19 protein-coding genes are annotated in these 23,680 nt (G+C 58.8%); 13 read left to right on the top strand and 6 right to left on the bottom strand.

Annotated elements, in window-relative coordinates; translation table 11 throughout:
- Window positions 1-50 precede the first annotated feature (50 nt).
- The 6 genes from GF108_RS07675 to GF108_RS07650 all read right to left on the bottom strand — a co-directional run bounded on the left by GF108_RS07675 (window position 51) and on the right by GF108_RS07650 (window position 10,731).
- Window positions 51-4,394 (bottom strand): hypothetical protein, encoded by a 4,344-nt coding sequence (locus GF108_RS07675; protein ID WP_172982587.1) that lies wholly within the window; start codon window positions 4,392-4,394, stop codon window positions 51-53.
- 893 nt (window positions 4,395-5,287) lie between these two features.
- The gene (gene glp / locus GF108_RS07670; protein WP_153667508.1) at window positions 5,288-6,496 is read right to left on the bottom strand and encodes a gephyrin-like molybdotransferase Glp; all 1,209 of its coding nucleotides are present in this window, start codon (window positions 6,494-6,496) and stop codon (window positions 5,288-5,290) included.
- 1 nt (window position 6,497) lies between these two features.
- Window positions 6,498-6,989, bottom strand: coding sequence for a cyclic pyranopterin monophosphate synthase MoaC (moaC, locus tag GF108_RS07665; protein ID WP_153667507.1), 492 nt, complete (start codon window positions 6,987-6,989; stop codon window positions 6,498-6,500).
- Complete coding sequence (trpC, locus tag GF108_RS07660; RefSeq protein ID WP_153667506.1) at window positions 6,986-7,804, bottom strand: indole-3-glycerol phosphate synthase TrpC; 819 nt, start codon at window positions 7,802-7,804, stop codon at window positions 6,986-6,988. Before trpC ends, moaC begins: the two co-directional genes overlap by 4 nt.
- 2 nt (window positions 7,805-7,806) lie before the next feature.
- Window positions 7,807-8,826 carry an anthranilate phosphoribosyltransferase gene (trpD, locus tag GF108_RS07655; protein WP_153667505.1) on the bottom strand — a complete coding sequence of 340 codons (1,020 nt, stop codon included), beginning with the start codon at window positions 8,824-8,826 and terminating at the stop codon, window positions 7,807-7,809.
- Window positions 8,827-8,841: 15 nt separating this feature from the next.
- Window positions 8,842-10,731: a SurA N-terminal domain-containing protein gene (locus GF108_RS07650; RefSeq protein ID WP_153667504.1), complete on the bottom strand. Its 1,890-nt coding sequence runs from the start codon at window positions 10,729-10,731 to the stop codon at window positions 8,842-8,844.
- 153 nt (window positions 10,732-10,884) lie between these two features.
- Between GF108_RS07650 and tpiA the strand changes: the two genes are divergently transcribed.
- The 13 genes from tpiA (at window position 10,885) to GF108_RS07585 (ending at window position 23,676) form a co-directional block, all read left to right on the top strand.
- Window positions 10,885-11,649, top strand: a complete 765-nt coding sequence (gene tpiA / locus GF108_RS07645) for a triose-phosphate isomerase (RefSeq protein ID WP_153667503.1) — start codon at window positions 10,885-10,887, stop codon at window positions 11,647-11,649.
- Window positions 11,650-11,760: 111 nt separating this feature from the next.
- The gene (gene secG, locus GF108_RS07640; RefSeq protein WP_027233325.1) at window positions 11,761-12,246 is read left to right on the top strand and encodes a preprotein translocase subunit SecG; all 486 of its coding nucleotides are present in this window, start codon (window positions 11,761-11,763) and stop codon (window positions 12,244-12,246) included.
- Window positions 12,247-12,452: 206 nt separating this feature from the next.
- On the top strand, window positions 12,453-13,148 hold the full coding sequence (locus tag GF108_RS07635) for a L,D-transpeptidase (protein ID WP_153667502.1): 696 nt from the start codon (window positions 12,453-12,455) through the stop codon (window positions 13,146-13,148).
- A gap of 145 nt (window positions 13,149-13,293) precedes the next feature.
- On the top strand, window positions 13,294-14,922 hold the full coding sequence (locus GF108_RS07630) for a CTP synthase (protein ID WP_027233323.1): 1,629 nt from the start codon (window positions 13,294-13,296) through the stop codon (window positions 14,920-14,922).
- 48 nt (window positions 14,923-14,970) lie between these two features.
- A complete protein-coding gene (locus tag GF108_RS07625; protein WP_153667501.1) occupies window positions 14,971-15,867 on the top strand; it encodes a VOC family protein in 897 nt (298 codons plus the stop codon).
- Window positions 15,864-16,697: a 3-deoxy-8-phosphooctulonate synthase gene (gene kdsA, locus GF108_RS07620; protein WP_153667500.1), complete on the top strand. Its 834-nt coding sequence runs from the start codon at window positions 15,864-15,866 to the stop codon at window positions 16,695-16,697. Before GF108_RS07625 ends, kdsA begins: the two co-directional genes overlap by 4 nt.
- Before the next feature lie 103 nt (window positions 16,698-16,800).
- Complete coding sequence (locus tag GF108_RS07615; protein ID WP_153667499.1) at window positions 16,801-17,163, top strand: PRC-barrel domain-containing protein; 363 nt, start codon at window positions 16,801-16,803, stop codon at window positions 17,161-17,163.
- A gap of 152 nt (window positions 17,164-17,315) precedes the next feature.
- A complete protein-coding gene (gene eno, locus GF108_RS07610; RefSeq protein ID WP_027233319.1) occupies window positions 17,316-18,593 on the top strand; it encodes a phosphopyruvate hydratase in 1,278 nt (425 codons plus the stop codon).
- A gap of 156 nt (window positions 18,594-18,749) precedes the next feature.
- Window positions 18,750-19,082, top strand: coding sequence for a septum formation initiator family protein (locus tag GF108_RS07605; RefSeq protein WP_027233318.1), 333 nt, complete (start codon window positions 18,750-18,752; stop codon window positions 19,080-19,082).
- A 128-nt stretch (window positions 19,083-19,210) separates the two neighbouring features.
- Window positions 19,211-20,242: a pyruvate dehydrogenase (acetyl-transferring) E1 component subunit alpha gene (gene pdhA, locus GF108_RS07600; RefSeq protein ID WP_027233317.1), complete on the top strand. Its 1,032-nt coding sequence runs from the start codon at window positions 19,211-19,213 to the stop codon at window positions 20,240-20,242.
- Between the two features lie 15 nt (window positions 20,243-20,257).
- Window positions 20,258-21,646 carry a pyruvate dehydrogenase complex E1 component subunit beta gene (locus GF108_RS07595; RefSeq protein ID WP_153667498.1) on the top strand — a complete coding sequence of 463 codons (1,389 nt, stop codon included), beginning with the start codon at window positions 20,258-20,260 and terminating at the stop codon, window positions 21,644-21,646.
- Between the two features lie 15 nt (window positions 21,647-21,661).
- On the top strand, window positions 21,662-23,029 hold the full coding sequence (locus GF108_RS07590; protein WP_153667497.1) for a pyruvate dehydrogenase complex dihydrolipoamide acetyltransferase: 1,368 nt from the start codon (window positions 21,662-21,664) through the stop codon (window positions 23,027-23,029).
- Window positions 23,030-23,037: 8 nt separating this feature from the next.
- Window positions 23,038-23,676: an SGNH/GDSL hydrolase family protein gene (locus GF108_RS07585; RefSeq protein ID WP_153667496.1), complete on the top strand. Its 639-nt coding sequence runs from the start codon at window positions 23,038-23,040 to the stop codon at window positions 23,674-23,676.
- Window positions 23,677-23,680: the final 4 nt, after the last annotated feature.

Raw genomic sequence — 23,680 nt, 5'->3', positions numbered from 1 at the left:
CGGAAATGACTCATTGCCGGTACCACAGCGACGCAAATGATGACGATGTGTCAGTACTTACCGACGACGTTGAAGAAGACACCGCGGTCGTTGAGCGTCAGGTCGCGCAGATCGTCGGAGAAATTGCCGAAATTGTAGCCGACACCGACCTTGAAGTTCTCGCCGACGTGGCGATAAACGGCGGTGAGCACACCAAGATCCGTCGTATCCGCTTCGGCCATATACATGACGCGCCCTTCAAGCAAGGCGTCCCATTTCTTGACGATATGAAAATCGGTTCGAACAATGCCGAGATGCGCTGAGGAAGTCTGCCAATCGGAGAATTCGTCGAGATCATCCTGAAGCCGCTCGCGCACTTCGCCGTAGCGGAAGCCGTATTTCGCGCCGACTGAGAGCCATGGAACGAGATCGTAGGTGAAATCGGCGGAAAGAATGTTGCTGCGCTGTGCCGGCCCATATTCGTCGCCGGTCACCGCGCTGACCTGATCCTCGCCCGGAAGATCGTAAAGCCAGGTATATTTGAAAAGGGCGTTCAGCCGGTCGTTCGTGACCGGACGATAGGCATAACCGAGCGAGGCTTCGACATAGTCGCCATCCCTGAACGAACCATCACCGTTCGAGTCCGAGAGAACTGAATCGATATTGGCGAGCAGCCGCCAGTTGTCGTTCGTTTTCCAGCTGAATCCCGTGGCGAAGAGGTAGGTGTTGAGATCGCGGGTATCATCGTCGGAATCTTCGAAACGAGTCTCACCGCGAATGCGCGCGGCAATGCGATCCTCATCCTTGTAGCCGACCGACAGGGAGATCGCCTTGCGGTCGAAATCGGAACGTTCGAGATTTGTGGAGGGATCGATCGTATCGTCTTCGACTGTGCCGATCTCGAGCCCGCCATCGACCGTCCATTTGGCATCGGGCGTATAGACGACACCGTAGGTTTGGGCGAGCGAATTGCGCCTTCCGAACAGGTCATAATTGTTTTCAGCATAGGTCGACCAATAATCGTCGAGCTTGCGCCGCGCACCGATGACGATCGCGCCGTAATCAGTCCCATCGAGATCGTAGGTACGGTCGAGGTCAAAGGCACGGTCGGGGTCGAGGCGGTAGCCGAGATAGTAACTATCCTCCGCTGTCGGCTCATAGGTGACGGCGGCGAGGGCGCCGAGCCGGATGTTCTTCAGCGTCACATTGCCGGTGTTTTTGACGGTGAAGCTATAGGTGATGGTCGAGCCGACCGTATTGCCGGATGGCGGTCCAGTCTTCTTTTCCAGCACCAGCCCCGGCGCGGCCACAATCGGCGTCGTCACGGCGCCGTCGCTGCTGATATCGCTGCCTGACGGCAGCGTACCGGTGACGGTGGCAGCATTGTCGACCTTGCCGGCATCGATGTCGGCCTGCTTCAGCGTATAGAGTGCGGTAAAAGTCTTGTCGTCGAAAGCCCCGGGGGCAAGCTCGGCAATGGGATCGCCGCTGACCAAGGCATCGACAAGCTTGTCGGTGAGCCGGATATTCTTCAGCGTCACATTGCCGGTGTTCTTGACGGTGAAGCTATAGGCGATGGTGGAACCGGCGGTTGTGCCGGATGGCGATGCGACCTTCTTCTCCAGCACCAGCCCCGGCGCTGCCGTGATCGGCGTCGTCACGCCCCCGTCGCTGCTGATGTCGCCGCCCGACGGCAGCGTGGCGGTGACGGTGGCGGCATTGTCGACCTTGCCGGCATCGATATCGGCCTGTTTCAGCGTATAGAGCGCGGTGAAGGTCTTGTCGTCGAAGGTCGGCTTGGTGATTGTCACGTTGCCGGTATTGGTGACTTTATAGCTATAGCTCACCTTGTCGCCGACCGCCTTGAAAGGGTCGCCGGTTGTGATCGACTTTTCGAGCTTTAGCGCCGGAGCCTGTGTGGCTGCCGTCGTTACGACCACTTCGTTTGATTTGACGACGCCGTCGGTTGCCTGCGCCTTATTTGTGACGCTGCCAGTATCGAGATCGGCCTGAAGGACGCTGTAGTCGGCGGTGCAAGTCAATATTCCGCCGGGCGCAAGCCTGCCGTCGGCCACGCTCCCCTTCACCGTCAGCGGGCTGGGCAGACTCGGACAGGTGACATTACCGATCTTGTTGTCGCTGATGCTGATCGGCTTGGTGATCGTCAAATTGCCGGTATTGGTGACCTTATAGCTATAGCTCACCTTGTCGCCGACCGCCTTGAAAGGGTCGCCGGTCGTGATTGTCTTTTCGAGCTTCAGCGCAGAAGCCTGCGTGGCCGTGGCCGTCGCGAACACTTCGGGCGACTTGGTGGCGCCGTCGGTAGCCTGCGCTTTATTGGTGACGCTGCCAGTATCGAGATCTATCTGGGTTACGCTGTAGTCGGCGGCACAGGTCAGTATATCGCCGGGCTTGAGTGCGGCGTCGGTCGGGGCGGAGCAGGCGAATTTTCCGATCTTGTTGTCGCTGATGCTGATCGGCTTGGTGATCGTCACATTGCCGGTATTTGTGACCTTGTAACTATAGCCCACCTTGTCGCCGACCGCCTTGAAAGGGTCGCCGGTCGTGATTGTCTTTTCAAGTTTCAGCGCGGGAGCCTGTGTGGCTGCCGCCGTTACGAGCACTTCGTTTGATTTTATGACGCCGTCGGTTGCCTGCGCCTTGTTGGTGACGCTGCCACCATCGAGATCGTCCTGAGTCACAAGGTATTCTGCCGTACAGACGATCTTTACGCCCGGCGCAAGCTTGCCATCGACCACACTCCCCTTCGGCGTCGGCGGGCTGGGCAGATTCGGGCATGTGACATTACCGATCTTGTCGTCGGTGACGCTGATCGGTTTAGTGATCGTCACGTTGCCGGTATTGCTGACCGTATAGTCGTAAGTGATTTTTTCACCCACGGCAGCATAAGTTTTCAGCCCGCCAGCCACCTTTTTCTCTAACGTCAGCCCCTGTTTCTGCTCTGCCAATGCGGTTCCGGTTACCGGGACAGAGGGAGGAACGCCTTGGCTGGTGGCCGACGCTATATTGACGATCTTGCCGGCGTCGAGGTCCTCCTGTTTGACAGTATATTCGGCGGTACAGGTCAGCGTGGCTTTTGCAGCCAACCCGCCCGCCGGCAGCGGATTGCACTTCACCGTATATTTGTCATCCGTGATTAGAATGGGTTTGGTGATCGCCAAATTGCCGATATTGGTCACGGTGTATGTGTAGACGATCTTGGCGCCGACGGCCGCGTAGGGGTTGGGCGTGATCTTTATGTCCAAACCCAGTGCAGGAGCGCGGTAAGCCGTGGCTGACACTCGGGCGGATTCGATCTTCCCGATTGCGGCGTGCGCGATATTGGTTATCTTGTTCGCGTCAAGATCGGCCTGCTTTACGGAATACGTGGCCGAGCATACCAGCGACGCGTTTGGTAAAAGTCCACCAGCCGGGAGGGATGGACACGTCATGGCAGGGATTTTGTCGTCGTAAATCCCTATTGGATCTGTAATCGGTATATTGCCGGAATTGGTGACGGTGTAGCTATAGGTGATCCTCTCATTAAGCTTGGTGAAGAAGTTGCCGAATGTGACCGACTTCACCAATGTCAGGGCGTAAGTATAGGGGGCGTTCTTGAACGTGCAGGTAATATCGTCCCCGACTGCGGGGGTGATATCGAAGCTGGTCAGCGTTTTTCCCGATGGAAGGGCAGTCCCGGACGCCGCATTTGCATTCACGCATTCATATGACTCAACGAGATAGGGTGTTTCCGCGGCGCCGGAAGCCGACTCCATCACAGTATACTTTGAACCGCCCACGACATTTGCTGTCGCAAAGCCGGTTACCGTCGTACCGGTGCCCGTCGTCGTGGTGGCCGCCAGGGCGACCTTGCTGGCGTCAGCGACAAACAGCTTGAATTGATCGGTTGGGTTGACCCGTTTGCCCGTCAGTTGCTTCTTGACCGTAATACGCGCGTCGTCATCCAGTATTGTATACTTCGTGGTGGTCGTCGATTTGCCGCCGCACGTCGTCGTACTCGCGAGCGTGTAAGCGGCGCTATTTGCCTCGATTGTAAGAATAATCGTTTCGTTCGACTCGATATCGCTGTCGTTTGTGACCTTGATACCGCTTGCAACGCCGTTGGTTCCGTCATAGTCACCGGCGGGGATATCGACTGTAAACTTGTCTGTCCCGTTAGGCGTTGTGAAGTCTTTTCCGAGTGTTGCCGTACCGCTGACGCTGACCGTCAATGTCAGTGGTTTGGTCAAAGTACCGGCGAGACGTAGCGTCGGGAGATTTGCTGAACCGATGCTTTCCGCACCGCTGCTCTCACCGGGCTGCAACTCGACATATGGCGTCAACTCTATTTGAACGTCGTCGAGAAAGTTTCCGTTACTGCCCGAGTCGCTCGATCTGAACCCCAGAGTCTGCAAGCCGGATTCACCCGTATATGTGAAAGTGCCGCTGCGTTTTTTCCAGCCATCCGCCTTTTTCGCGATATCTGACACAATTTCTGTGGCGTTGGTGGCCAGCCCGGCCGGATTTGATGTCGGAGAAATGTTGAAAGATATAGTCTCCTCGCCGGCGAGGCGCGCGCGGTGCGCGAAGCGCCAGTTGAAAGTTTCTCCGTTAACGAGACAAACGGTCTGGTACAGTCGCGAGGACTCATCGGCGTTCAGTTCGACAAACTGGTTCCCTTCCGACGAAGTAAAGCCACTATACCCCGATCGCCAAATCTCTATGAAGCCACCACTTCCTCCTAGGAGACTTCCGAAGGGCTTCACCGACGGACAGGTCCCCTGTGGTTTCCCTGTCGTTGTGTGGGATGTACTCCAGCCGGGAACGAGACTTTCTCGGATGGTCGCATAGCAAACTATGACTCCGATCACGGGCTCTTCGAAGCCTTGATTGATGATGCTGCGCTGCACCTGGGCCTGCGCCACGCCTTGCAGCCCCCATGCCAGGAGTCCCGCAAGGATCATTGTTAGAAAATATTTTGACAAATTGGCCCAAAAGCAGGCAATTTTCATCAATACGATCAATGTAAAATACCTTGAGCAATAAATTATAGGCCGTGAAATATAAACTTACGTCACGAAGAAAACTTATGATAAGCGCCCGAACAAAGGCACTAAAAACCTCTCAATAGTTATTCAAATGGCCCGTAGTGGCGGGAAGTTACTCAACAAAATTACTAAATGTGTACAACCAATGGTTGCATTACTTAAATAGACAACCGAATCAACTTAAAAATCTTAACAAACTAAGTTTGCTTGGTCCATAGATCCCAAGGCATGCACCTATTCAACAACCTTAAAGCGTTGCCCTAGCGCAACATCAAGACTTCGCAGGGCGACCCCGCGGGCGCGGCCGGCGCAAAGGGCTTGCGCACGATCAGGCCATTTGCCTCGACGAAGAACTTCAGCATCGAGGAATCCTGCAGCGCGAAGGGCGTGGCGACGAGCGTGCCGTCCGGCTGCCGTATGACGCGAGCCCGCACATAGTCCTGTCGCTGGTCGTTCATCGCCATGTCTGTCCCGAGTTCGGCGCTGCGCATATCCGGCTCGTGTGCAAGACCGCTGAACGCGCGGATAAGCGGCACGAGGAAGATATGCGCGCAGATGAGACTGGATACGGGATTGCCGGGAAGCCCGAGAATCCGGGTACCGTCAAGACGGCCGAACATCAACGGCTTGCCGGGCCGCAGCGCGATCTTCCAGAAATCGAGGACCATGCCGCGCGCAGCGAGCGCGGGCTGGACGAGATCATGATCGCCGACGGATGCGCCGCCGAGGGTCACGACAACATCAGCGTCGGCGGCCGTGGCGCGGTCGAAAGCTGCGCTCAGGGCTTCGGCGCGGTCTTCGGCAATACCAAGATCGATGGCGAGGCCGCCCGCCTGGCGTACGATTTCCGCAAGGCCGAAACTGTTCGATGCGACGATCTGGTCAGGTCGCATATCTTCGCCGGGAGCAACCAGTTCGTCGCCCGTCGCAAGGATTGCGATGCGGGGCCGGCGCACGACCGGGACAGCCGGATGATTGCCCGATGCGGCAAGAGCCAGCGCGCCCGCATCGAGCACACGTCCTGCCTCAAGCAGCACGTCATCTTCATTGAAGTCCAACCCGGCCTTGCGGATATTCTTGCCCTGTTCGATAGGCTCGGCGATCTCGATGCGCTCGCCATGCGCAACGGTGTTTTCCTGGATGACGACGCTGTCCGCGCCGTCGGGAAGCGGGGCTCCCGTGAAAATCCGCACTGTCTCACCTGGGCCGACGGTGCCGGCAAAAGCATGCCCGGCGGCGGATTGACCGATCAATTGCAAGGTCGCAGGCACGGTCGTGACATCCGCGGCGCGCACGGCGTAACCGTCCATCGCCGAGGCAGCAAAGGGCGGCTGCTGGCGCTTGGCGTGAAGATCTTCGGCGAGGACGCGGCCGCCTGCGTCCGCAAGGGGAACGATTTCGAAATCGAGCGTATCGACACCGGCCAGGATCCGCGCCAGCGCTTCGTTGACGGGGAGGAGGGCTGCCATGTCAGTTCCCGTTGATTGGATCGGCCGACCAGTCGCCGGACTTGCCGCCGGTCTTCCGCAACAGCCGAATATCCTGAATAATCATGGCTTTGTCGGCGGCCTTCGCCATGTCGTATATTGTGAGGCAGGCAACAGAGACCGCTGTCAGCGCCTCCATTTCAACGCCGGTCTTGCCCACGAGCTTTACCGTTGCAGAGACTCTTAGGCCGGGCAACGCTTCATCCGCCTCAATATCGACCGTGATCTTGCTCAGAAGCAACGGATGACAGAGCGGAATGAGGTCATGCGTCTTCTTCGCCGCCATGATCCCGGCGATGCGCGCCGTGCCGATCACATCGCCCTTGGCGGCATTGCCAGCTCGGATAAGCGCCAATGTCTCAGGCAGCATTTTGACGCAACCTTCAGCAGTAGCCACGCGTTCGGTTTCGCCTTTGTCGCCCACATCGACCATATGGGCCGCGCCCGTTTCGTCGAGATGGCTAAGCCTGGTCATGCCGTGTCGTTCTGTTGCGAAGCCGCGCCGTTCAGGAGGAGCCGCGTCGCCGCCGCGACATCGTCCTTTCGCATCAGGCTTTCACCGACGAGGAACGTTCCGATGTTGGAGCGGGAAAGCCGCTCGCAATCCGCATGCGTAAAGATCCCGCTCTCGCTGACAAGCAGCTTGTCCGCTGGAACCATACCGGCCAGTCGCTCGGAAGTGGCAATGTCGACGTCGAACGTACGCAGGTCGCGGTTATTGATGCCAAGGAGTGGGGAGGTGAGTTTCAGCGCCCGTTCCATCTCGGCCTCGTCGTGAACCTCAACCAGTACGTCCATGCCGAGCGCCAGCGCCGTTTCCTCAAGCGCCTTGGCGAGATCGTCGGAAACACTTGCCATGATGATGAGGATGCAATCCGCGCCCCAGCTGCGCGCCTCGTACACCTGATAGGTGTCGAACAGGAAATCCTTGCGCAGTGCAGGCAGTCTGGTAGCGGCGCGCGCTGCGACCAGATATTCCGGTGCACCCTGAAAGGATGGCTGGTCCGTGAGAACGGAGAGACAGGCGGCGCCGCCTTCTTCATAGGCCTTGGCGAGCGCGGGTGGATCGAAATCCGGCCGGATCAGCCCCTTGGAAGGGCTCGCCTTCTTGATTTCGGCAATTAGGCCGAATTGGCCCGCATCGCGCTTTTTGCGCAGAGCAGCAAGGAAGCCACGTGGCGCATCCTCGTCGCGCGCCCGCGCCTGCAGTTCATCGAGCGGTGTCCGCGCCTTGGCGGCCGCGATCTCTTCGCGCTTATAGGCCTCGATCTTGCGAAGAATATCAGCCATGGTCAGATCGCCCCGTTATTGGATACGTGAACCAGCTTCTTTAGCACATTTCGTGCCGCGCCGCTGTCGATCGATTGGCCAGCAATGGCAATGCCGGCTTTCAGATCCGGCACCGCGCCGGCAATCACCAGCGCCGCGCCGGCATTGAACAGCGTAATATCGCGGTACGCACCATGGGCGCCATCGAGGACGGAGAGCAAGGATACGGCGTTTTCATCCGCAGAGCCGCCCTTCAGATCCTGGGGATCGACGAGACGCAGACCGAAGGACTCCGGATCAATCTCGAATTGGCGAATGACGCCGTTTTCCAGCGCGGCGACTTTCGTGACCCCTGCAGTGGTTATTTCGTCAAGTCCATCCCCGTGGACGACCCAGACGGATTCAGATCCGAGCGCCTTGAGCACATGCGCGACCGGCTCGACCCATTCCGGGGAAAACACGCCGACGAGCTGGCGCTTGACGCCGGCGGGATTCGTCAATGGCCCAAGCAGGTTGAAAACCGTCCGTGTGCCAAGTTCGACGCGCGCCGGCCCGACATGTTTCATGGCCGGATGATGCATCGGCGCAAACATGAAGCCGATACCTGCCTGCTCGATGCAATCGCTGATCAGTTCCGGCCCGATCTCGATATTGATGCCGAGCGCCGCGAGGGTGTCGGCAGCGCCGGAACGCGAGGACAGCGCCCGATTGCCATGCTTGGCAACAGGAACGCCAGCACCGGCGGTAACGAAGGCGGCGCAAGTCGACACATTATAGGAGCCCGACTGATCGCCGCCCGTTCCGACGATATCGATGGCGTTAGCCGGTGCAGTCACCGTCAGCATTTTCGAGCGCATGGCAGAAACGGCGCCGGTGATCTCGTCGATATTTTCGCCGCGCACACGCAGCGCCATCAACAGGCCACCAATCTGCGCCGGCGTTGCCTGTCCGGACATCATGATATCGAAGGCCTCGACCGCTTCCTCGCGGGTAAGAGCCCTGCCTGCTGCCGCAATGCCGATGAAGCGCTTTAGTTCAGCCATTCTCTTTCTCGCGGCTCAGCGGGCCAGGGCCCTGTCGATGACGGACTGGTTGACGGAAACAGGATAGACAGTCTGCAACTGCGAAACCAGTTGGTCGAGCAGATCATCGGCAAGACGATTGCCGATGGCATTCTTCTCGACCGTGGTGATCGCATCTGGTCCGACATTTGCCGGCTCGATCGATTCCGTCACCTTGAAGATCAGCTTCGAGCCATCGGTCGCCGATTCCGTCACGCCGACCACGCGTTCCGGGCCGTCGAATACCGAGGCAACGCCACCTTGACCGAGATCCGCATCCTTGCTTTCGCGCGTGATGCCACGCTTGGTGTCCTTGGTGAACTTGAACTCGGACGCAATCACATCCAGCGAAGTGCCATCGGCGACGCGCTTGCGTAGCTCTTCCGCCTTGGCATTGAGCTGCTTTTCGATTTCCGCTTTCTTCCAGTTGGCGATGACGCGGGCCTCCACCTCGTCTAGCGGGCGCTCGCGCGCGGGCGTTACGCTGGTCACGTCATACCAGAGATAGCCATTGGTGCCGAGATTGAACGGTTCGTTGTCGAAGCCGACATCGGCCTGGAAGACAGCCGCAAGCTGGTTTTCGTCGAAGGGAAGATCGGCGAGCTGCTTTTCGTCCATGCCCCGACCAGCCTGGTCGACCGCATCGATGGTGACGACCTTGAGATTTTCCTTGGCTGCGGCCTCCGCCATGCTCTGCCCGTCGGCGCGCGCATTCTCGTAGGCGTCGTGCACGTCGCCGATGGTCGATGCCGCCTGGGCGAGAGCGAGGTTCTCACGAATGTCGTTTTCGACTTCCGAAAGCGGCTTGATGACCTCCGGCGTCGACGCGGTAACGCGAACGATCACCGGTCCGAAAGTGCCCTTGAGCACGTCGCTGATGCCATTTGGCTGCAGCGCAAAGATGGCATCCGCGATCGAGCGGTCGGGGAGGGCTGGCTTCGGGAACGTCCCGAGCCGCACGTCATCCATGGTCTTGCCTTCCGTTTTTACCACGTCCTCAAAGCTCGTTCCGGCTGCGATCTTGTCGTGCGCCGCCTTTGCCGCTTCCTCATTGGCGAAGGTAAGCTGTTCGATCGTCCGGGTTTCCGGGGTGGTGTAGCGGGCAATGTTCTTGTCGTATTCCGCCTTGATTTCTTCGGGCGCGACGGTTGCCGCGTTGGCGATGTCCTTCGGCTCGAGCTTTACATAGGTGATCTTGCGATACTGCGGTGCGCCATAGGCTTCCTTGTTCGCTTCGAAATAGGTCTTCAGCACGTCATCGCTCGGATCGGCGACGTCCTTGATGAAGTCGGCCGGCATGGCGACATAGTCGATGGTGCGCGATTCCCCCTTGTACATGGCGAGGGCCTTCAGCAGCGCATCGGGCGCCTTGATGCCGTCGGCGACGGCCTCGACGATCTGTTGGCGGCGCGCGACCTGGGCGCGATTGTCGAGGTAGCTCTGCGGGTTCATGCCGGCATTGCGCAACACGGCATTGAACTGCGCCTGGTTGAACCGACCATCAGGGCCATGGAAGGCAGGATCTTCTGCCGCAAGCTGGGCGAGGCGGTCCTTGGAGAGGCCGAGGGACATGGTGCGTGCCTGTTCGTCGAGAACGACGCCTGCAACGAGCTGTCCCTGGACCTGGTGCCCTATGCCGATGGCGTCAGCCTGTTCGCGCGTCAGCCTCTGCCCGAACTGCTGCGAGAGCGCAGCAAGCTGGCGGTCATAGGCGAGGCGGTAGTCTACCGGAGAGACCTCGGAATGGCCTGCGCGGATTGCCGCGCCGCCCCCGATTGCACCAAGGATCGTATTGGATACACCCCATCCGGCAAAGCTGATGACGAGAAGGCCCATGAGCACCTTGACCACCCAGGTCTGTGCAACATTGCGGAGAGAGTCGAGCATGAAAAATCACCGTGTCAGTCAAGAAGCATAATTTAATCCACGCGGGAATAGCGTGATGCAGGGCATGTGTCGATTGCTTTATCAATTGAATTTGCTAGTCAGGCAATCAAATCACTGAGAAAATCGACCAAACAAACGTCCAAGGAACACCCAATGACCCCTGATGTGCGTCCGCTCGTTGCTGGAAACTGGAAAATGAACGGTACGGCAGAGTCGCTCGACGAACTGCGTACGATTGTCAACAGGCCGAATTCCGCCATAGGCGAGAAGATCGACGCGCTGATCTGTGTGCCGGCTACGCTCGTCTTCCGGGCAGCCCAGCTGGTAGAAGGCGAGGCGCTGGCGATTGGCGGCCAGGACTGTCATTTCAAGAAATCCGGCGCGCATACCGGCGATATCGCAGCGAATATGTTGCTTGATGCCGGCGCGACCCATGTCATTGTCGGACATTCCGAACGCCGCACAGATCACGCGGAGACCGACGAGATCGTCAATGCCAAGGCAAAGGCGGGCTGGGAAGCCGGCCTGACGACCATCATCTGTATCGGTGAAACCGAAGCGCAGCGCCGCGCGGGTTCGACGCTCGAAATCATAGCGACGCAGCTCGCAGGGTCGATTCCGGCAGACGCGCGGTCCGACAATACGATTATTGCCTATGAACCCGTATGGGCCATCGGTACCGGACTGACACCCACGCCCGACGACGTCAAAGACGTACACGGCTCGATCCGCGCGGCTCTTGCCAAGCGCTTTGGCAAGGACGGAACGAAGATGCGGATCCTTTATGGCGGGTCGGTCAAGCCCTCAAACGCAGTCGAATTGCTGGGCATCGACAATGTCGACGGCGCTTTGGTCGGCGGCGCAAGCTTGAAAGCGGTGGACTTCCTCGCCATCTGTGAGGCATATCACGCCCTCTGATCGGCTCGGACATGCTATTGAACCAGGAAATCTGTCTGTGGACGGGCTTGGTTTATTGAAGGATACGGTGTAAAGAGCCGCGTCCGATTTCTAGAAAGCAGAAAATACCCCATGCAAACCGTCGTTATCGTCATTCATCTTCTGATTGTACTTGCCCTTGTCGGTGTCGTGCTTATGCAACGCTCGGAAGGCGGCGGTCTCGGGATCGGTGGCGGCTCGGGTTTCATGACAGCGCGCGGCGCTGCCAATGCCCTGACCCGGGCGACGGCAATTCTCGCAGCGGGGTTCTTCATCACTTCGCTGGCGCTCGGCATCATGGCGCGCTACGGCGAAAACCCGACCGACATTCTGAACCGTATTCCACAGACGACGGGCACGCAGCCGGCCGGCCAGCAGGGCCAGCAGCCGCCGACGAGCGGCGGTATCCTCAACCAGCTGGGCGGTCCTTCGTCGAAGCCCGCAACGGCGCCGACGGATGCGCCCGCTGCTCCCGGAGCGACTGCGCCGGTAACGCCCGAATCGCCGGCTCCGGCTAATACAGCCCCGGCTGCACCTGCTCCGGCACAGCCGGCAAACCCGGTCCCGAATTCGCAGTAATCGGGCACCGTTTGAACGTCTTTCGCGGCGAGCGCAATAAAGTGTTGCGCTTCCGCAACCGTTGTGTGTGAAGAATCGTCGGACGTAGTTCTTCACAGCGATTTGCATTGAGAAGAAGCCGGTCTTCGGTTATCGCCATAAAAGTTGGCCTCGGGGGCCTCGCAAACGCCGTGATGGCGTTGTGCAATCTACGCGGGATTTCAAATATGCTTTCACGTCGCTCCTTACTCATTGGCATGTCAGTCCTGGCCTTGACCGGCCCGGCATCGGCCGAACCATTTCTGAAGCGGATCCTCAATCCGTTTACCGGCGATGCGCCGCAACCGGTCGCGCCGGAAGCTGTCGTAAATCCAGATGCCGCTGGTGCTGCAGCGCCGATTGAAGTCGCTGAAGTGCGCAAGCCCGCCACGGGCAAGGCAAAGAACAAATACGGCATCGATCCCAAGTACATGCCGCAGGATGTGCCCTTTACCGGCTACAAGACCGGCACGATCGTCATCGATCCGAAGGACAAGTTCCTCTACCTGATCGAATCGCCGTTTACGGCGCGCCGCTATGGCATCGCTGTCGGCAAGGAAGGTCTGGAATTCAAGGGCACCGCCCAGATCCAGACCAAGCGCGAGTGGCCGCGCTGGATCCCGACCAAGGAAATGATCGAACGCGAGCCGGCCCACTATGCCAAGTATGAGAATGGCATGGATGGCGGCCCCGGCAACCCGCTTGGTGCACGCGCCCTCTACCTGTCGCAGGGCGGCCGCGATACGCATGTGCGAATCCATGGCACGATACAGCCCTGGACCATCGGAAGTTCGGCTTCGAACGGCTGTTTCCGCATGGTCAACGATCATGTCATCGACCTCTACAACCGCGTGAGCGTCGGCACTCAAGTTATCGTGCTGTAAAGACTTTTATCTAACTCACGGAAACGGCCAGACCTCGCGTCTGGCCGTTTTGTTTGGAATAAACAATCTTTGGAACGGGAAAATTGGCAGGCCCGCCAATTTTTTTGTGGCCAAATCACTCGCAAAGGACTAACGAGATAAGCCCATGGCCCGATATGTTTTCATCACTGGCGGCGTGGTTTCTTCCCTCGGAAAAGGCATCGCTGCTGCCGCTTTGGCGGCGCTTCTGCAGGCTCGTGGATACCGTGTGCGGATCCGCAAGCTCGACCCTTATCTCAACGTCGACCCCGGTACGATGTCGCCTTATCAGCACGGCGAAGTGTTCGTAACCGACGATGGCGCGGAGACCGACCTTGATCTTGGTCATTATGAGCGGTTTACCGGGCGTCCTGCCAACAAGCAGGACAACATCACCACCGGACGGATCTATCGCAACATCATCGAAAAGGAACGCCGCGGCGATTATCTCGGCGCGACGGTTCAGGTAATTCCGCATGTCACCGACGAGATCAAAAATTTTGTTGTCGAAGGCAATGAAGACTATGATTTCGTGCTTTGCGAGATCGGCGGCACGGTAGGCGATATTGAAGCCATGCCGTTCCTCGAAGCGATCCGCCAGCTTGGCAACGATCTGCCGCGCGGTTCGGCTGTCTATATCCACTTGACGCTGATGCCCTATATCCCGGCTGCCGGTGAACTCAAGACCAAGCCTACGCAGCATTCGGTCAAGGAGTTGCGCTCGATCGGCATTGCGCCCGACATCCTGCTTATCCGCGCTGACCGGGAAATTCCCGAATCCGAGCGTCGCAAGCTGTCATTGTTCTGTAATGTCCGCGCTTCGGCGGTTATTCAGGCGCTCGATGTCGAGACCATTTATGACGTGCCGATGGCCTATCACAAGGAAGGCCTCGATTCCGAGGTGCTGGCGGCCTTTGGTATCGATCCTGCCCCGAAACCGCGGATGGAGCGCTGGGACGAAGTCAGCCAGCGCATTCACAATCCGGAAGGCGAAGTCACCATTGCCATCGTCGGCAAGTATACGGGCCTCAAGGACGCTTACAAATCGCTGATCGAGGCACTGCACCATGGCGGCATGGCCAACAAGGTGAAGGTGAATCTCGACTGGATCGAATCCGAGATTTTCGAACAGGAAGATCCGGCGCCCTATCTGCAGAAGGTTCACGGCATTCTCGTTCCCGGCGGTTTCGGCGAGCGCGGTTCGGAAGGCAAGATCCTCGCGGCAAAATTCGCACGCGAACGGAAGGTGCCTTATTTCGGCATCTGCTTCGGCATGCAGATGGCTGTGCTGGAAGCTGCGCGGTCATTGGCCGGCGTCGAACATGCGTCGTCCACCGAATTCGGCCCGACCAAGGAGCCGGTTGTCGGTCTGATGACCGAGTGGCTGAAGGGCAATATGCTCGAGAAACGCACGAAGGCCGGCGATCTGGGCGGTACGATGCGCCTCGGCGCCTATGAAGCGCTGTTGAAATCCGGCACGCGCATCGCCGACATTTACGGTTCGACCGATATTTCCGAGCGCCATCGCCATCGCTACGAGGTCAATATCGACTACAAGCAGAAGCTTGAGGATTGCGGTCTGGTGTTCTCCGGCATGTCGCCGGATGGTGTCCTGCCGGAGACGATCGAATATGCCGATCATCCCTGGTTTATCGGCGTCCAGTACCATCCGGAATTGAAGTCGCGCCCCTTCGAGCCACACCCACTGTTTGCGTCGTTCATCAACGCTGCCATGGCTCAAAGCCGGCTGGTTTGACCGGTGGAGGGGTATGACGTTGCATTGCTTTGAGGCATACCCATCACCATGACAACGCAGTCGCCGCGCACGCCCCATCCGGTCGACCACCTCGTGCTGCCGACTGCGGATCTCGATGTGGCGCGCGCTCGCCTGGGCAAGCTCGGCTTTACCGTGGCTCCGGTCGGCAAACACCCGTTCGGGACGGAGAATGTCTGCGTTTTCCTGGGCGACGATACGTTTCTCGAATTCCTTGCCATCGGCCAGCGGGAAGTCTGTGAGGCCGAGGCCAGGGCAGGCAACGTCTTTGTTGCGCGCGATCAAGCCTATCGATTCCGTTGTGGCAATGAAGGCTTTTCGGCCCTCGTCATGGGAACGAGGAACGCAGAGAGCGATCACTTGGCTTTCGTGGAGGCTGGCATATCCGCAGGCGCAGTCCTGAACTTCTCACGCCCGTTCGTTACCCCGGACGGCAAGGAGGACAGGGCAAGCTTCAGGTTGGCATTTGCCGCGGACCTGCGTGCGCCGGATGCGTTTTTCTTCACCTGCGAGCGCGTGAATACGCCAAATGCCGATCGCAGCCAGTTGCAGGCCCATGCGAACGGTGCCGTCAGCCTGCGCGAGGTAATCCTTTCTGAGGTAAATCCGACCGATTTCCAGTATCTCCTGCAGGAAGTCGTCAACCAGCGCGACGTCAATGCGCACTCGTTCGGCATGGATTTGGCCGCTGCAAATGCCAACGTCAGCGTGCTCTCGCCGCAAGGATTGCATTCGTTCTTCGGCCTTGAAGCACCGGGCGCCGGGCGCGGCTTGCGCCTTCAGACCTTCGTCGTTGGCGTTCGCGATCTCGTCGCCGTTGAATCGCTCCTTCGCAGCAACGATATACCCTTCGAACCGCGCGGCTCTCGCCTGATCGTGCACAAGGCACCAGGGCAGGGCGCCGCCATCGCATTTGAGGCAGTCTGATGACCCCGAACTCGACCGTTAAAGCTGGCAATGTGGCGTTTTCGAACGCGTCGCAGTTTTCACTCATTGCCGGCCCGTGCCAGATGGAGAGCCGCCAGCATGCTTTCGACATGGCGGGGACCCTCAAGGAGATCACAGGCAAGCTCGGTATCGGCCTTGTTTACAAGTCGAGCTTCGACAAGGCCAACCGCACGTCGCTGACCGGCAAGCGTGGTTTTGGCCTCGAAAACTCCCTGCCGGTCTTTGCCGACATCCGTAAGGAGTTCGGCCTGCCGACATTGACCGACGTGCACACCGAAGAGCAATGCGCGATCCTCGGTGAAGTGGTGGACGTTCTGCAGATACCGGCCTTTCTTTGCCGCCAGACCGATCTTTTGATCGCGGCCGCAAAGACCGGCAAGGTCGTCAACATAAAGAAGGGCCAGTTTCTGGCCCCATGGGACATGAAGAATGTCGCGGCAAAGGTTACCGAGAGCGGAAATCCCAACGTCATGCTGACCGAGCGTGGCGTTTCCTTTGGCTATAACACGCTTGTCTCCGACATGCGCTCGTTGCCAATCATGGCCGGTCTCGGCGCTCCCGTCATATTCGATGCCACGCACTCGGTGCAGCAGCCGGGCGGGCAAGGCGGATCTACAGGTGGCCAGCGCGAATTTGTAGAGACGCTGGCGCGTGCCGCAGTGGCCGTTGGCGTCGCCGGTGTCTTCATCGAGACCCATCAGGATCCGGATAACGCGCCCTCGGACGGCCCCAATATGGTGCCGATCAACCAGATGCCGAGACTTCTCGAAACACTGCTTGAATTCGATCGCATTGCCAAAAGGGCATAGGTAGAAGCGGAAGTTCCGTCCCGAGAAATTAACTTTTTATGCAACCCTCACGCGGGGTTGCTCATTACTCCTCCATGGCAGCTTCAAACAAGGAGGAAGAAATATGCCGACCAAATCCGGACATACTACAGCAATTCGCGCCACCCGTGTGATTGGCACGAACGTCTATAACGAAGCCAACGACAAGATCGGCGAGATCGAAGATGTGATGCTGGACAAGACGTCCGATGGCATCATGTTTGCGGTCATCGGTTTTGGAGGGTTCTTGGGAATGGGTGAAAAATACCATGCCGTTCCGTGGAAACTCCTGAACTACGACGAAAGCACCGGCGGCTATGTTGTCCCATTTACCAAGGAACAGTTGACGCAGGCTCCGGCGCACACCATTTCGGAACTCTCCGAGAACGACGGTCGCCGCGTTCGCGACAACGCATTTTCTTATTACAAGGTCGACAGGGCGGCGTAATTCGCCCTGAGGCCAGCGCGAAAGGGTCGCCACCGGCGGCCCTTTTGTCTTTTTAGGCGACATTTCGTCCCGCTGGGGATTTTCCTTGTCATCTTCATTCGCTATCAGTGGCCCAGCCCAACGCTGCTCTGAGCTCATTGAAAGGGAATTCCATGACTGCAATTGTAGATATCATTGGCCGCGAAATTCTGGATAGTCGCGGAAATCCGACTGTTGAAGTCGATGTCATTCTCGAAGACGGGTCCAAGGGTCGTGCAGCCGTTCCCTCCGGCGCTTCCACCGGGGCGCACGAAGCAGTGGAACTGCGCGATGGTGGCAGTCGCTATCTCGGCAAGGGCGTCCAGAAGGCCGTGGATGCGGTCAACGGCGAACTCTTCGACGCTATCGGCGGTCTCGAGGCAGAGAACCAGATCCACATCGACCAGACCATGATCGATCTGGACGGCACGCCGAACAAGAGCCGTCTTGGCGCCAATGCCATCCTCGGCGTCTCGCTTGCCGTCGCCAAAGCCGCGGCGGAGGCATCCGGCCTGCCGCTCTACCGTTATCTCGGCGGCCCGTCGGCTCATGTGCTTCCCGTGCCGATGATGAACATCATCAACGGCGGCGCCCATGCCGACAATCCGATCGACTTCCAGGAGTTCATGATCCTGCCGGTCGGAGCATCGTCGCTCGCCGAAGCCGTGCGCTATGGTTCGGAAGTGTTCCACACGCTGAAGAAGCGCCTGAAGGATGCCGGCCACAACACCAATGTCGGTGATGAAGGCGGCTTTGCGCCCAATCTCAAGACGGCCCAGGCCGCGCTCGACTTCATCGTCGAATCGATCGAGAAGGCCGGCTACAAGCCGGGCGAGGAAATCGCCATCGGTCTGGATTGCGCTTCGACCGAATTCTTCAAGGACGGCAACTACGTTTACGAAGGCGAGAAAAAGTCGCGCGATCCGAAAACACAGGCGAAGTATCTCGCCAAGCTCGTCGGCGACTATCCGATCATCACGATCGAAGATGGCATGGCCGAGGATGACTGGGAGGGCTGGAAATATCTGACCGACCTCGTCGGCAACAAGTGCCAGCTCGTCGGCGACGACCTGTTTGTGACCAACTCGGCACGTCTGCGTGATGGCATCAAGATGGGTGTCGCCAACTCGATCCTCGTCAAGGTCAACCAGATCGGCACTCTGTCCGAGACATTCGATGCGGTCGATACGGCGCACCGCGCGGGCTACACCTCCGTCATGTCGCACCGTTCCGGCGAAACCGAAGACTCGACAATTGCCGATCTTGCTGTCGCCACCAACTGCGGACAGATCAAGACCGGTTCGCTGGCACGCTCCGATCGGGTCGCGAAATACAACCAGCTCATCCGCATCGAGGAAGAACTCGGACCGCAGGCGCGCTATGCCGGCCGCGGCATCTTCCGCAACGCCTGACAGCAAACTGGCAAGGCAACAAAAAATGGCGGACCTTGTGTCCGCCATTTTGCTTTTAAAGACTGGCGGTAAGACCCTGTTAAGCAAAACATCGTCTTATTGATTGCCAGAGATTGGGCATTGTCGCCTGATTCCGCAGCATTCGGGCCGGCTTCCATGTGGACAAAACAAAGACGAAAAACGCGACGGGGACGGTTGATCGTTCCGTTCCTGTCAGCGCTATTCTTCAGCTATTTCGGATTTCACGCCTACCACGGTGAATACGGTCTCTATTCGACCATCAAGCTGCAGGAGCAGACCAAGCTCCTGCAAGCTCAACTGGAGGCGGTGACCGCTTCGCGCACGGAGCTTGAACGACAGGTCCAACTTATGCATGATGGCACGATTGAGAAGGATATGTTGGACGAACAGGCTCGCAAGGCATTGAACATGTCCCGCCCGGACGAAGTCACCATAATGCGTGGCTCCGGCGATTTGGCTATTAACTGATTTCTAGTTAATAGCCGTTTTATGCTGTATTTTTAACAGCTTATTTGCATAGCACTTATTCAATTCTGCATATTGTAACTTCTGCCCCTGCTGCTATTCTCTTGCGACCAAGTCACAGGGAGTGAGATATGGCTACGAGGGCGAAAAAAAGCCCTGCGCGTTCTGCGCAGACCTCTGCTGTTAAAGCACCAAAACCCATCCAGTTCACCAAGGAGCAAGAACTCGAAGCCTATCGCCAGATGCTGCTGATCCGCCGTTTCGAGGAAAAGGCCGGTCAGCTTTATGGCATGGGCTTCATCGGCGGTTTCTGTCACCTGTACATCGGCCAGGAGGCTGTTGTCACGGGCATGCAGATGGCCCTGAAGGAAGGTGACCAGGTCATCACCGGTTACCGCGATCACGGCCATATGCTTGCTTGCGGCATGAGTGCCCGCGGTGTCATGGCCGAATTGACCGGACGGCGCGGCGGCCTTTCCAAGGGCAAGGGCGGCTCGATGCATATGTTTTCCAAGGAGAAACATTTCTACGGCGGCCACGGCATCGTCGGCGCCCAGGTTTCGCTGGGTACGGGTCTCGCCTTCGCCAATCGCTATCGCGACAATGGCAATGTCTCACTCGCCTATTTCGGCGACGGTGCGGCCAACCAGGGCCAGGTCTATGAAAGCTTCAACATGGCCTCGCTGTGGAAGCTGCCTGTTATCTATATCATCGAGAACAATCGCTACGCCATGGGCACCGCCGTATCGCGCGCCTCGGCTGAAACGGATTTCTCCAAGCGCGGTGTTTCGTTCAATATTCCGGGCATCCAAGTCGACGGCATGGATGTGCGCGCCGTCAACGCGGCTGCCGAGGAAGCAGCGGCCTTCGCGCGTTCGGGCAAGGGCCCGATCATTCTCGAGATGCAGACCTACCGGTATCGCGGCCACTCCATGTCGGATCCGGCAAAATACCGGTCGAAGGACGAAGTGCAGAAGATGCGCTCCGAGCACGATCCAATCGAGCAGGTGAAGAACCGGTTGATCGGCAATAACTGGTCCAGCGAGGACGATCTGAAGAAGATCGACAAGGACGTTCGCGACATCGTGGCCGACGCCGCCGATTTCGCACAGTCCGATCCAGAGCCGGATCCGTCCGAGCTTTACACCGATATTCTGCTCTAAGGGGAGGCGCGACCAATGCCTGTAGATATTCTTATGCCCGCGCTCTCGCCGACAATGGAAGAGGGCAAACTATCCAAGTGGTTGAAAAAGGAAGGCGACAAGGTCACTTCCGGTGATGTGCTTGCCGAGATCGAGACCGACAAGGCGACGATGGAAGTCGAGGCCGTCGATGAAGGCACGATCGGCAAGATCGTCGTTCCGGAAGGCACCGACAACGTAAAGGTCAACTCTGTCATCGCCGTGTTGCTGGGCGATGGCGAGAGCGCCGATACCGCCAGCGCGCCGAAGGCCGCGCCGGAGGCGCCGCAAGCAGCCGAAGCTCCAAAGGCAGAGGCAGCGGCTGAACAGGCTCCCGCCTCGGTTCCTGCTGCTCCCAAGTCCGAAGTTGCGGCCGACCCCGACATTCCGGCCGGCACCGAAATGGTTTCGACCACGGTGCGCGAAGCATTGCGCGACGCGATGGCTGAAGAAATGCGCCGCGACCCGAATGTCTTCATCATGGGTGAGGAAGTTGCCGAATACCAGGGCGCCTACAAGATCACCCAGGGCCTGCTCGACGAATTCGGCCCGCGCCGCGTTGTTGACACGCCGATCACCGAGCATGGCTTTGCCGGCGTAGGCGTTGGCGCGGCAATGACCGGGCTTCGTCCGATCGTCGAATTCATGACCTTCAACTTCGCCATGCAGGCGATCGACCAGATCATCAATTCGGCGGCAAAGACGCTCTATATGTCGGGCGGCCAGATGGGTGCGCCGATGGTTTTTCGCGGACCGAGCGGCGCCGCCGCCCGTGTCGCTGCCCAGCACTCGCAGTGCTACGCCGCGTGGTACAGCCACATTCCGGGCCTCAAGGTCGTGATGCCCTATACGGCCGCAGACGCCAAGGGTCTGCTCAAGGCGGCGATCCGCGATCCCAATCCGGTGATTTTCCTGGAGAACGAGATCCTCTACGGCCATTCGTTCGACGTGCCCAAGCTTGACGATTTCGTCCTGCCGATCGGCAAGGCCCGCATTCACAAGAAGGGCAATGACGTTACGCTCGTCTCGTTCGGCATCGGCATGAACTACACCGTCAAGGCCGCCGAGGAACTTGCCAAGCTCGGCATCGACGCCGAGATCATCGATCTGCGCACGATCCGCCCGATGGATATGCCGACGGTAATCGAATCGGTGAAGAAGACCGGGCGTTGCGTCACGATCGAGGAAGGCTATCCGCAATCCTCCGTCGGCACGGAAATTGCCACACGCGTCATGCAGCAGGCCTTCGACTATCTCGATGCGCCAGTTCTCACCGTCGCCGGCAAGGACGTGCCCATGCCCTATGCGGCAAACCTTGAAAAGCTGGCGCTGCCAAGCGTCAAGGAAATCATCGATGCCGTCAAAGCTGTGACCTACACGGCTTAAGGGGAGGAAACCGATATGCCGATCAATATCACCATGCCGGCGCTCTCTCCCACGATGGAAGAGGGCAACCTCGCCAAATGGCTCGTCAAGGAAGGCGACAAGGTTGGTCCCGGCGATGTCATCGCCGAGATCGAGACCGACAAGGCGACGATGGAAGTCGAGGCGGTCGATGAGGGTACAGTCGCCAAGATCGTCGTTCCCGCCGGTACCGAAGGCGTAAAGGTCAATGCGCTCATCGCCATCCTTGCGGGTGAGGGCGAGGACGCCGCCGCAGCCGCAAAGGCCGATGGTGCAGCGCCCAAGGCGGAAGCGCCAAAGGAAGAGAAGAAGCCGGAGGCCGCGCCTGCTCCAAAGGTGGACGCCGCTCCTGCACCGGCCGCAGCGCCTGCCGCATCAGCCGCACCTGCCGCATCTGGTGCACCTGCCAAGTCGGGTGACCGGCCCTTCTCGTCGCCGCTTGCACGGCGCATCGCCAAGGAAGCAGGCATCGATCTGTCCGGCGTCACCGGCTCCGGCCCGCATGGGCGTGTGGTCAAGAAGGACGTGGAAGCTGCCATCTCGGGCGGCGGCGCCAAGCCCTCGGCGGCGGCTCCGGCTTCCGCTGCAGCCCCGGCACCAGCAGCGGCCAAGCCAATGTCCGACGATGCCGTGCTCAAGCTCTTCGAGCAAGGCTCTTACGAGCTCGTGCCGCATGACGGCATGCGCAAGACCATTGCCAAACGCCTGCTCGAGGCCAAGACGACGGTCCCGCATTTCTACCTGACCATCGACTGCGAACTCGACGCGCTGCTTGCGCTTCGTGCGCAGATCAACACGGCTTCGCCGATGATCAAGACCGAAAAGGGCGACGTTCCCGCCTACAAGCTTTCGGTCAATGATATGATCATCAAGGCCATGGCGTTGGCGCTGCGCGACGTTCCCGAAGCGAATGTTTCGTGGACCGACGCGAACATGGTCAAGCACAAGCATTCCGACGTTGGCGTTGCCGTGTCGATCCCGGGCGGGCTGATCACCCCGATCATTCGCAAGGCCGAGCAGAAGACGCTCTCGACGATTTCCAACGAAATGAAGGATCTCGCCAAGCGCGCCCGCGACCGCAAGCTGAAGCCCGAAGAATATCAGGGCGGCACCACGGCGGTGTCCAATCTCGGCATGTTCGGCGTCAAGGATTTCGCCGCGATCATCAACCCGCCGCACGCAACCATTCTTGCGGTTGGAGCGGGCGAGGAGCGGGCGGTCGTTCGCAAGGGCGAAATCAAGATCGCGACGATCATGTCGGTGACCTTGTCTACCGACCATCGCGCGGTTGACGGTGCGCTTGGAGCCGAACTCGCACAAGCCTTCAAGCGGCACATCGAAAATCCGATGGGCATGCTGGTCTGAGCAACGCGATGAAAACCGTCCTCTGCTATGGCGATTCGTTGACCTGGGGCTATCGCCCCGACGGCTCGGGTCGCCATGCACGCAAGGACCGGTGGCCGGAGGTCTTGCAGGCTGAACTTGGCGAAGCTGTGCACGTGATCAGCGATGGCCTGAACGGGCGAACGACGGCGTTCGACGATCACCTTTCGGGTTTTGAACGCAACGCGGCGAAGACGCTGACGACGGCGCTTGGCACGCATTTTCCGCTCGATCTGGTCATCATCATGCTCGGCACCAACGACATGAAGCATATACTCTGCCGCAACGCCTACGGCGCCAAGCGGGGGATGCAGCGGCTGATCGAGATCGTTCGCACGACGCCCTATCAGTTCGACACCAAGGCGCCGGCTGTTCTAATCATGTCGCCGCCACCGTTCGGTGCCAACGAATGGAGCGAATTCACGCTGATCTTCGAGGGCGGTGCTGAACAGTCGCACCTGCTTGCGGAATTCTACCGTGACGCGGCGGAATTTGCCCGTTGCGCGTTCTTCGATGCCGGCTCGGTCGCCGCAACGTCGAGCATTGATGGCATTCATCTTGATGCCGAAAACACTAGGGCGATCGGAAAAGCCGTCGCTCCCATCGTTCGAGACATACTCGATCTCTAATCCA

Origin of the sequence: Phyllobacterium sp. SYP-B3895 (genome assembly GCF_009647635.1) — a bacterium.
GTDB lineage: Bacteria > Pseudomonadota > Alphaproteobacteria > Rhizobiales > Rhizobiaceae > Phyllobacterium > Phyllobacterium pellucidum.
Note: the sequence above shows the minus strand (reverse complement) of the source record. Positions and strands in the feature narration are given on the sequence as shown.